Genomic DNA, 8,176 nt, shown 5'->3' with positions numbered 1-8,176 from the left:
GTTGTGCGGGGCTGAATTATTGGGGCGCCCCACTTTTTTCTTCGGTGGGCAAACCCTACGCGTCCCCATTTTTTTGGTCCCGCTCGCAGAGTTGCGGTGGGCACGCTGCGCTTTGCCCACCCTACAAGGTGATCGCAAAAACAAAAACGGCGCCATCCGGAGACGGCGCCGCATTGATAGCCCTCAGGCTGAGACTTACTTGCGATCCTTGATCGCGACGTAGTCGCGGCGGGTGACGCCGGTGTAGAGCTGGCGCGGACGGCCGATCTTCTGCTGCGGGTCCTCGATCATCTCGCTCCACTGGCTGATCCAGCCGACGGTGCGGGCGACCGCGAACAGCACGGTGAACATCGAGACCGGGAAGCCCATCGCCTTCAGCGTGATGCCCGAATAGAAGTCGACGTTCGGATACAGCTTGCGGTCGATGAAGTACTGGTCGCTGAGCGCGATCTTCTCGAGCTCGAGCGCCACCTTCAGCATCGGATCGTCGCCATGGCCGGTCTCCTTGAGAACGGCGTGACACATCTTCTGCATGATCTTGGCGCGCGGATCGTAGTTCTTGTAGACGCGGTGACCGAAGCCCATCAGGCGGACTTCGGAGTTCTTGTCCTTCACCTTGGCGATGAACTCGGGGATCTTGTCCACGGAGCCGATCTCGGCAAGCATCGCGAGCGCAGCTTCGTTTGCGCCGCCATGCGCCGGGCCCCAGAGGCAGGCGATGCCGGCGGCGATGCAGGCGAACGGGTTGGCGCCGGAGGAGCCGGCGATACGCACCGTCGAGGTCGAGGCGTTCTGCTCGTGGTCGGCGTGCAGGATGAAGATCTTGTCCAGCGCGTCAGCGAGCACCGGATTGATCTTGTACTCCTCGCACGGCACGGCGAAGCACATGTTGAGGAAGTTCTCGGCGAAGGAGAGCGAGTTCTTGGGGTACACGAAGGGCTGGCCGACCGTGTATTTGTAGGCCATCGCCGCCAGCGTCGGAATCTTCGCGATCATGCGCATGGAAGCGATCATGCGCTGCTTCGGGTCGTTGATGTCGGTGCTATCGTGGTAGAACGCGGCGAGCGCGCCGACGGAGGCAACCATCACGGCCATCGGATGGGCGTCGCGGCGGAAGCCCTGGAAGAAGCGGGCCATCTGCTCGTGCACCATCGTGTGATGGATCACGCGGTGGTCGAAATCCTTCTTCTGCGCGGCAGTCGGCAGATCGCCAAAGAGCAGCAGGTAGCAGGTCTCGAGGAAGTCGCCGTTCTCGGCGAGCTGCTCGATCGGGTAGCCGCGGTATTCCAGCACGCCCGCATCACCGTCGATATAGGTGATCTTGGACTGGCAGCTCGCAGTGGAGGTGAAGCCGGGATCGTAGGTGAACAGTCCGGACTGGCCGTACAGCTTGCCGATATCGATGACATCAGGTCCGACGCTGCCGCTGTGGATCGGAAGATCGTAGTTCTTGTTTCCGACCGTCAGCGTGGCGGTCTTGTTGCTTGAGTTTGCGTCCATCAGAGGTCCCCGATGTAAGGTGAAACGGGCCGGACCCGGAAGGCCCCGATGACATGGGTGGGGCAGGCCGGATGTTCCAGAATGTACGGGGAGATGGGTATATTATTGCTGTGTGCACTGCAAGATCATGGCAGCTATGGACTTACGTCGTAGACTGATCCTTAAGCCGGCCCAGACTTTCCTGGCGTCCCAGCACGTCCAAAACCTCAAATATCCCAGGCGACGTGGAGCGCCCGGTCAGCGCGGCTCGCAGGGGCTGGGCGACCGCGCCGAGCTTGAGACTATTTTCCTCGGCAAAAGCGCGCAGCGCGGCTTCCGTGGTGGCGCCACTCCAGGTCGCGACATTCTCCAGCGCGGAATGCAGCTGACCGATCAGCTTGCGGTTCTCAGGCGTCAGCAGGGCCGCCGCCTTGGGATCGAGCTGCAGAGGCCGGTCGGCGAAGATGAAATAGGCGCCGTCGATCAGCTCGATCAGCGTCTTGGCGCGCTCCTTCAGGGCCGGCATCGCCTTGAGCAGCTGGGTGCGCGTGGTGTCGTTCAGCTTGGCCTTAATCTCGTCGCGGGCGGGCACCAAATGGTCGAGCACGTCCTCGAACATCTTCACGAGCGATTGATCGTCGGCGTGGCGGATGTAATGGCCGTTGAGGTTTTCCAGCTTGGCGAAATCGAAGCGGGCGGCGGCGCGGCCGACATTGGCGAGGTCGAAGGCTGCGATCATCTCCTCGGTCGAGAAGATCTCCTGGTCGCCATGGCTCCAGCCGAGGCGGACGAGGTAGTTGCGGAGCGCGGCCGGGAGGTAGCCCATGGCGCGGTAGGCATCGACGCCGAGCGCGCCGTGCCGCTTGGACAGCTTTGAGCCGTCCGGACCGTGGATTAGCGGGATGTGGGACATGCTCGGCAGTGCCCAGCCCATCGCATCGTAGATCTGCTTCTGGCGCGCGGCGTTGATCAGATGGTCGTCGCCGCGGATGACGTGGGTGACGCCCATGTCGTGGTCGTCCACGACCACTGCGAGCATGTAGGTCGGGTTGCCATCACCGCGCAGCAGGACGAGATCGTCGAGGTTCTCGTTCTGCCAGACCACGCGGCCCTGGACCTGGTCCTCGATCACGGTCTCGCCGGTCTGCGGCGCGCGCAGGCGGATGGTCGGCTTGACGTCCGACGGTGCCGTCGCCGGGTCGCGGTCGCGCCATAGGCCGTCATAGAGACGGGTGCGGCCCTCTGCGCGCGCCTTCTCGCGCATGGCGGTGAGCTCCTCGGCGGTGGCGTAGCAGCGATAGGCCTTGCCGTCCGCCAGCAACTGCTCGGCGACCTCGCGGTGACGGGCGGCGCGGCTGAACTGGTAGATGACGTCGCCATCCCAGCCGAGCTCCAGCCATTTCAGCCCGTCCAGAATCGCGCCAATCGCAGCCTCGGTAGAGCGCTCCCGGTCGGTGTCCTCGATCCGGAGCAGCATCTTGCCGCCGTGCTTCTTCGCATAGAGCCAGTTGAACAGCGCCGTGCGGGCACCCCCGATATGGAGGAAGCCGGTCGGGGAGGGAGCGAAGCGGGTGACGACGGAATTGGTCATTCGTGGCAGGGCCTATGCATGGGAGGCGGTGGTATATAACAGGACCGGAGCATAACTAAAGCCCGGCAGCGGACCGCTTAAGGCCTTGCTTAAACCCTTGGCTCAGCCAAGCAAATTTGGCAGAAGGACCGCTGATTTCCCTACAGGATTTTCGTAATGACAGAACTGGTGGCGACTGAGGTTGGGCGCGATTTCATTCGTGACATCATCCAGGCCGACCTAGATCAGGCCAAGTACAAGGAGATCGTGACCCGGTTCCCGCCGGAGCCGAACGGCTACCTGCATATCGGCCACGCCAAGTCGATCGCCCTCAATTTCGGTATCGCCCAGGAATTTCCGGGCCGCTGCCATCTGCGCTTCGACGACACCAATCCGGTCAAGGAAGAGCAGGAATATATCGACTCCATCCAGGCCGACGTGCGCTGGCTCGGCTTCGACTGGGGCAAGAACCTGTTTTTCGCCTCGGACTATTTCGACCGCCTGTACGAATGGGCGGAGAAGCTGATCCGCGATGGCTTGGCCTATGTTGACGATCAGACCCAGGAGCAGATCCGCACTTCGCGCGGCACGTTGACCGAGCCGGGCAAGAACTCGCCGTTCCGTGACCGCAGCGTCGACGAAAATCTCGACCTGTTCCGCCGCATGAAGGCCGGCGAATTTCCGAACGGCGCGCGCGTGCTGCGGGCCAAGATCGACATGTCCTCGGGCAACATCAATCTCCGTGATCCGGTGCTGTATCGGATCCTGCATGCACATCATCCGCGCACCGGGACCAAGTGGAGCATCTATCCGAGCTACGACTATGCCCACGGCCAGTCGGACGCGATCGAGGGCATCACCCATTCGATCTGCACGCTGGAGTTCGAGGACCACCGGCCGCTCTACGACTGGTTCATCGAGAAGCTTCCGGTGCCGTCCAAGCCGCACCAGTACGAAATGGCGCGGCTCAATTTGACCTACACGCTGCTGTCCAAGCGTGTGCTGACCCAGCTCGTCCGCGACGGTCATGTCGCCGGCTGGGACGATCCGCGCATGCCGACCATGGCGGGGATGCGCCGCCGCGGCGTGCCGCCGGCGGCTTTGCGCGAATTCGTCAAGCGCATCGGCGTGGCCAAGGCCAACAGCGTTGTCGATGTCGGCATGCTCGAGTTCTGCATTCGTGAGGAACTGAATCGCACGTCGCAGCGGCGCATGGGCGTGCTGCGGCCGCTCAAGGTGGTGATCGAGAACTATCCGGAAGGGCAGACCGAGGAGCTCGAGGCGATCAACCACCCCGACGACGCTAGCGCGGGCACGCGCAAGATCACGTTCGGCCGCGAGCTCTATATTGAGCAGGACGACTTCATGGAGAATCCGCCCAAGAAATTCTTCCGCCTGTCGCCGGGCAACGAGGTGCGGCTGCGCTACGCCTATTTCGTCAAGTGCACCGGCGTGATCAAGAACGACGCCGGCGAAGTGGTGGAGCTGCGCTGCACCTACGATCCCGCGACCAAGGGCGGCAATGCGCCCGATGGCCGCAAGGTCAAGGCGACCATGCACTGGCTGCCGGCGGCGAGTTCGGTGCCGGCGGAGATTCGCATCTACAACCAGCTGTTCGCCAATCCGAGCCCGGACGCCTCGAATTTCGCGGCCGACCTCAATCCGCAGTCGCTGGAGATCCTCGCTGATGCCCGGATCGAGGCATCGGTTGCGGAAAGCAATTCGACCGAGCCGATGCAGTTCGAGCGCCAGGGCTATTTCGTGCGCGACAAGGACTCGACGCCAGGCAAGCCGGTGATTTCGCGCACCATCGGCCTGCGTGACACGTTCGCAAAGGAAGTCGCCAAAGGCTGACGGGGGGTAGGGCATATGAGCGAAGCCGACGCCATCGTTTCCGCCATCATCGCGAAATGGTGCGCCGGCTTCATGCCTCGTCACGCGCGCCGTTGATCTGACCGGGCACACGGCATCGTCATTCCGGCGAGGCAACGAACGCGTCCCCTGCGCGTTGTGTGGGTCCCCAATTGAGGATCTCCCATGCAGAACATCGCAGAGCATATGGAAGTCATCGGCGCCGACGGCGTCCACATCGGCACCGTCGACAAGGTCGAGGGTCATCGCATCAAGCTGACCAAGAAGGACAGCGGCGAGGGCAGCCACAAGGGTCATCATCATTTCATCGACAAGGGTCTGGTCGCTGATGTCGAGGGCAACAAGGTCCGGCTGTCGGCCAAGGCGGATGTCGCCGTGACGATGGAAGAGGAAAAGTAGGGCCGCGGCCCCTTCGTTCCTGATCCGTACCGCTATTCGCACCGCTGCACGTTCCGGTAGCCTCTGCGCCAGTCGCGTATCGCAGGGTTGCTAAGGAATGGCGGAGCTTGGTCGGCCGCAGCGGGTCTCGCAGGGTATCGCCGGCGCGCCGATTGCAGGGACTTGGCCAACCGGCCGGACCGCGTCGGCGGGCGGCTTTGTGCCGGCGGGCTTTGACGTTTGGCCCGCGATCGTCGGGCGGCTTCGCGAATGGGCCAAGGCCGAAGCCGGCGCCGGGCGACTGTTTCCCTGGGTGCCGATCGCCTTCGGCTGCGGCATCGCGCTCTACTTCGCGGCCGATCATGAGCCGGTGCTGTGGGTCGTTGCCACGACGACGGTGGCGCTGGCGCTCGGGACGGTGTTGTTGCGGCGGAGCCGGTGGTTTGCACCGGCGATCATGATCGCGGCGGTCGCGGCCGGCTTTGCCATGGCAACCTGGAAGACGGCGCGCATCGCCCACACGGTGCTCGCAAGGCCGCTTTATTCGGTGTCGCTGTCGGGCTTCGTCGAGACCCGCGACATCCGCGAACGCACCGACCGTTTCGTGCTGCGCGTCACCGCGATGGAGGCGCAGCGCAGCGACGTGAAGCTGGAGCGCGTCCGCCTCTCCGTGCGCAAGGGGACGGCGCCCGACGTCGGCAGCTTCGTGCAGCTGAAGGCGCGGCTGATGCCGCCGCTCGCGCCGTTGCGGCCGGGCAGCTACGATTTCTCGCGCGACATGTTCTTCCAGGGCATCGGCGCCTCCGGCTTCGTGATGGGAGCGATCACGGCCGTGGCGCCGTCCGATGCCGGCGGCCTGCAACTGCGCTATGCGGCGGTGATGCAGGGCCTGCGCGATGCGATCGACGCGCGCATCCGCGCCGTGCTCGACGGCGACAACCGCGCGATCGCGACTGCGCTTTTGACTGGCCGGCGTGATGCGATCACCACGCCCGTCAACGATGCGATGTTCATCTCGGGCCTCGGCCATGTTCTGTCGATCTCCGGTTACCATATGGCCGTCGTTGCCGGCGTCGTCTTCTTCGCGGTTCGCGCGCTGCTGGCGCTGATCCCCGGGCTGGCGGTCGGCTTCGCCATCAAGAAATGGTCGGCCGCCGCGGCGCTGGTCGCGTCCGCGTTCTATCTGCTGCTCTCGGGCGCGGAGGTTGCGACCCAGAGGTCGTTCTTCATGACCGCGGTGGTGCTGATCGCTGTCATGGTTGACCGCCGCGCCATCACCTTTCGCACGCTGGCGGTGGCAGCGCTGATCGTGCTCGCGGTCGCGCCGGAAGCGTTGGTGCATCCGAGCTTCCAGATGTCCTTTGCGGCAACGCTCGGCCTGGTGGCGCTGGTGCAGATCGGCATGCCGAACCTGTTTGCCTCGCCCGATCACTCGACAACCGCGCGCATCGCGCTGTGGGGCGGCCGCGAGATCGCGATGCTGTTCATGGCCTCGATGATCGCGGGGTTTGCGACCACGCCCTATGCCGCCTTCCATTTCCATCGCGTCACGCCCTATGGCGTGCTTGCCAATCTCGGCGCGATGCCGGTGGTCTCGGCGCTGGTGATGCCGGCCGGGCTGTTGGGATTGCTCGCGGCACCGTTCGGGCTTGACCGCGTGTTCTGGTGGTTGATGGGGATCGGTATCGACTGGATGGTGGCGGTCTCGCGATGGGTCGCGGCGCTGCCCGGCGCGATCGGCCACGTCAGTGCCTTCGGCACTGCGCCGCTGATCGCGGCGAGCCTCGGCCTCGTCCTGATGGGACTGCTACGCACGCCGCTGCGCTGGTCGGGCGCGTTCGTGCTCGTGGCGGCAATCGTCTGGGGTCTGTCGGTCCGGCAACCCGACATCCTTATCGCCGGTGACGGCCAGAGCGTTGCCGTGCGGGGCAGGGACGGGCAGCTGCACCTGATCAGGACGAGCAAGGACAGCTTTCTGCTCAAGGAGTGGCTCGCGGCCGATGCCGACTCTCGCGATCCCGGCAGCGTCGCGCTTGCCGATGGTGTGTCGTGCGACGAGTCAGGCTGCGTGACGCCGCTTGCCGACGGACGCATCGTTGCGCTGGCGTTGCGCATTGACGCGCTGGGAGACGATTGCAGCCGCGCGGCACTGGTGGTGACGGCAAGGCCCGCGCCGCCGGATTGTGGTGCGATGGTGGTCGATCGGCCACGTCTCGTGCGTCAGGGCGCGCTGGCGCTGACGCCGCGTGGCGACGGCTTTGCGATTCAGGCGGTAAAGGCGAGGGGCGCAAACCGCCCCTGGTCGCCGGCGGCGGCCGGCGATGGAGATTTCGAACAGACCCTCATGCCGCGGTCGGCAGCTCCGCGCTCCAAAGACGCAACGCCGTCTGACGCCGACCTGCAGGCCGATGACTGAGATCGACGGCTTAGCCGATCGGCAGGCGCGGGGACGTGGAGCGGCTGTCGGCGACCTGCGGCTTGTGCTCGCGCTCGCCGAGCGGCTGGGTCACGGGCAGTTGCAGCACGGTTGCGCGCTGGCCTTCGACCAGTTGCGTCACCAGGACGTATTTGCCGTCGGGGAATTCGATCGCGTCGTGATGGCGGTCGGGAATATGCGGATCGACCTTGCCGAACTTGCCGACGCGCGAGTTGATGGTGCGCGTCCAGATCCAGCGATTGTCGTAGCGGACGTTGTCGGCGAAGGCGAGCTCCGTTCCCGGTAGCAGGCAAACCGCGACGGACATGTCGGCTTCGGAGGCGAAGCCGCGCGTCGAGGTGCCGCGGAACGTTGTCGTGACGATCGTCTCGCCAACTTCTGCGGGACGCGTCGCGACGGCATGCAGGCTATAGTCACACATCGGGTGCTCCTCAATCAGG

Annotated in this window: 6 protein-coding genes; 3 read left to right on the top strand and 3 right to left on the bottom strand. The window is 64.6% G+C overall.

The window, feature by feature from the left end:
• Positions 1 to 195: 195 nt before the first annotated feature.
• Both gltA and gltX read right to left on the bottom strand, forming a co-directional pair.
• Positions 196 to 1,500 (bottom strand): citrate synthase, encoded by a 1,305-nt coding sequence (gene gltA, locus ABID58_RS32965; RefSeq protein ID WP_354037044.1) that lies wholly within the window; start codon positions 1,498 to 1,500, stop codon positions 196 to 198.
• A 142-nt stretch (positions 1,501 to 1,642) separates the two neighbouring features.
• Positions 1,643 to 3,070: a glutamate--tRNA ligase gene (gene gltX / locus ABID58_RS32960; RefSeq protein WP_354037042.1), complete on the bottom strand. Its 1,428-nt coding sequence runs from the start codon at positions 3,068 to 3,070 to the stop codon at positions 1,643 to 1,645.
• 156 nt (positions 3,071 to 3,226) lie between these two features.
• On the opposite strand from gltX, the gene ABID58_RS32955 reads away from it, so the two are divergent.
• The 3 genes from ABID58_RS32955 (at position 3,227) to ABID58_RS32945 (ending at position 7,715) form a co-directional block, all read left to right on the top strand.
• Positions 3,227 to 4,903 carry a glutamine--tRNA ligase/YqeY domain fusion protein gene (locus ABID58_RS32955; protein ID WP_354037040.1) on the top strand — a complete coding sequence of 559 codons (1,677 nt, stop codon included), beginning with the start codon at positions 3,227 to 3,229 and terminating at the stop codon, positions 4,901 to 4,903.
• Positions 4,904 to 5,086: 183 nt separating this feature from the next.
• The gene (locus ABID58_RS32950) at positions 5,087 to 5,320 is read left to right on the top strand and encodes a DUF2171 domain-containing protein (RefSeq protein ID WP_354037038.1); all 234 of its coding nucleotides are present in this window, start codon (positions 5,087 to 5,089) and stop codon (positions 5,318 to 5,320) included.
• Positions 5,321 to 5,417: 97 nt separating this feature from the next.
• Positions 5,418 to 7,715: a ComEC/Rec2 family competence protein gene (locus ABID58_RS32945; protein ID WP_354037037.1), complete on the top strand. Its 2,298-nt coding sequence runs from the start codon at positions 5,418 to 5,420 to the stop codon at positions 7,713 to 7,715.
• Positions 7,716 to 7,725: 10 nt separating this feature from the next.
• On the opposite strand, the gene ABID58_RS32940 is transcribed toward ABID58_RS32945, so the two are convergent.
• Positions 7,726 to 8,157, bottom strand: coding sequence for a hypothetical protein (locus ABID58_RS32940; protein WP_187435141.1), 432 nt, complete (start codon positions 8,155 to 8,157; stop codon positions 7,726 to 7,728).
• Positions 8,158 to 8,176 lie beyond the last annotated feature (19 nt).

The sequence above is a fragment of the Bradyrhizobium sp. S3.2.6 genome (assembly GCF_040546885.1).
GTDB lineage: Bacteria > Pseudomonadota > Alphaproteobacteria > Rhizobiales > Xanthobacteraceae > Bradyrhizobium > Bradyrhizobium cytisi.
Note: the sequence above shows the minus strand (reverse complement) of the source record. Positions and strands in the feature narration are given on the sequence as shown.

Coding starts and splice junctions, on each gene's coding strand:
- ABID58_RS32950 (WP_354037038.1), top strand. CDS start 5,087: ATGCAGAACATCGCAGAGCATATGGAAGTCATCGGCGCCGACGGCGTC.
- gltA (WP_354037044.1), bottom strand. CDS start 1,500: ATGGACGCAAACTCAAGCAACAAGACCGCCACGCTGACGGTCGGAAAC.
- ABID58_RS32940 (WP_187435141.1), bottom strand. CDS start 8,157: ATGTGTGACTATAGCCTGCATGCCGTCGCGACGCGTCCCGCAGAAGTT.
- ABID58_RS32955 (WP_354037040.1), top strand. CDS start 3,227: ATGACAGAACTGGTGGCGACTGAGGTTGGGCGCGATTTCATTCGTGAC.
- gltX (WP_354037042.1), bottom strand. CDS start 3,070: ATGACCAATTCCGTCGTCACCCGCTTCGCTCCCTCCCCGACCGGCTTC.
- ABID58_RS32945 (WP_354037037.1), top strand. CDS start 5,418: ATGGCGGAGCTTGGTCGGCCGCAGCGGGTCTCGCAGGGTATCGCCGGC.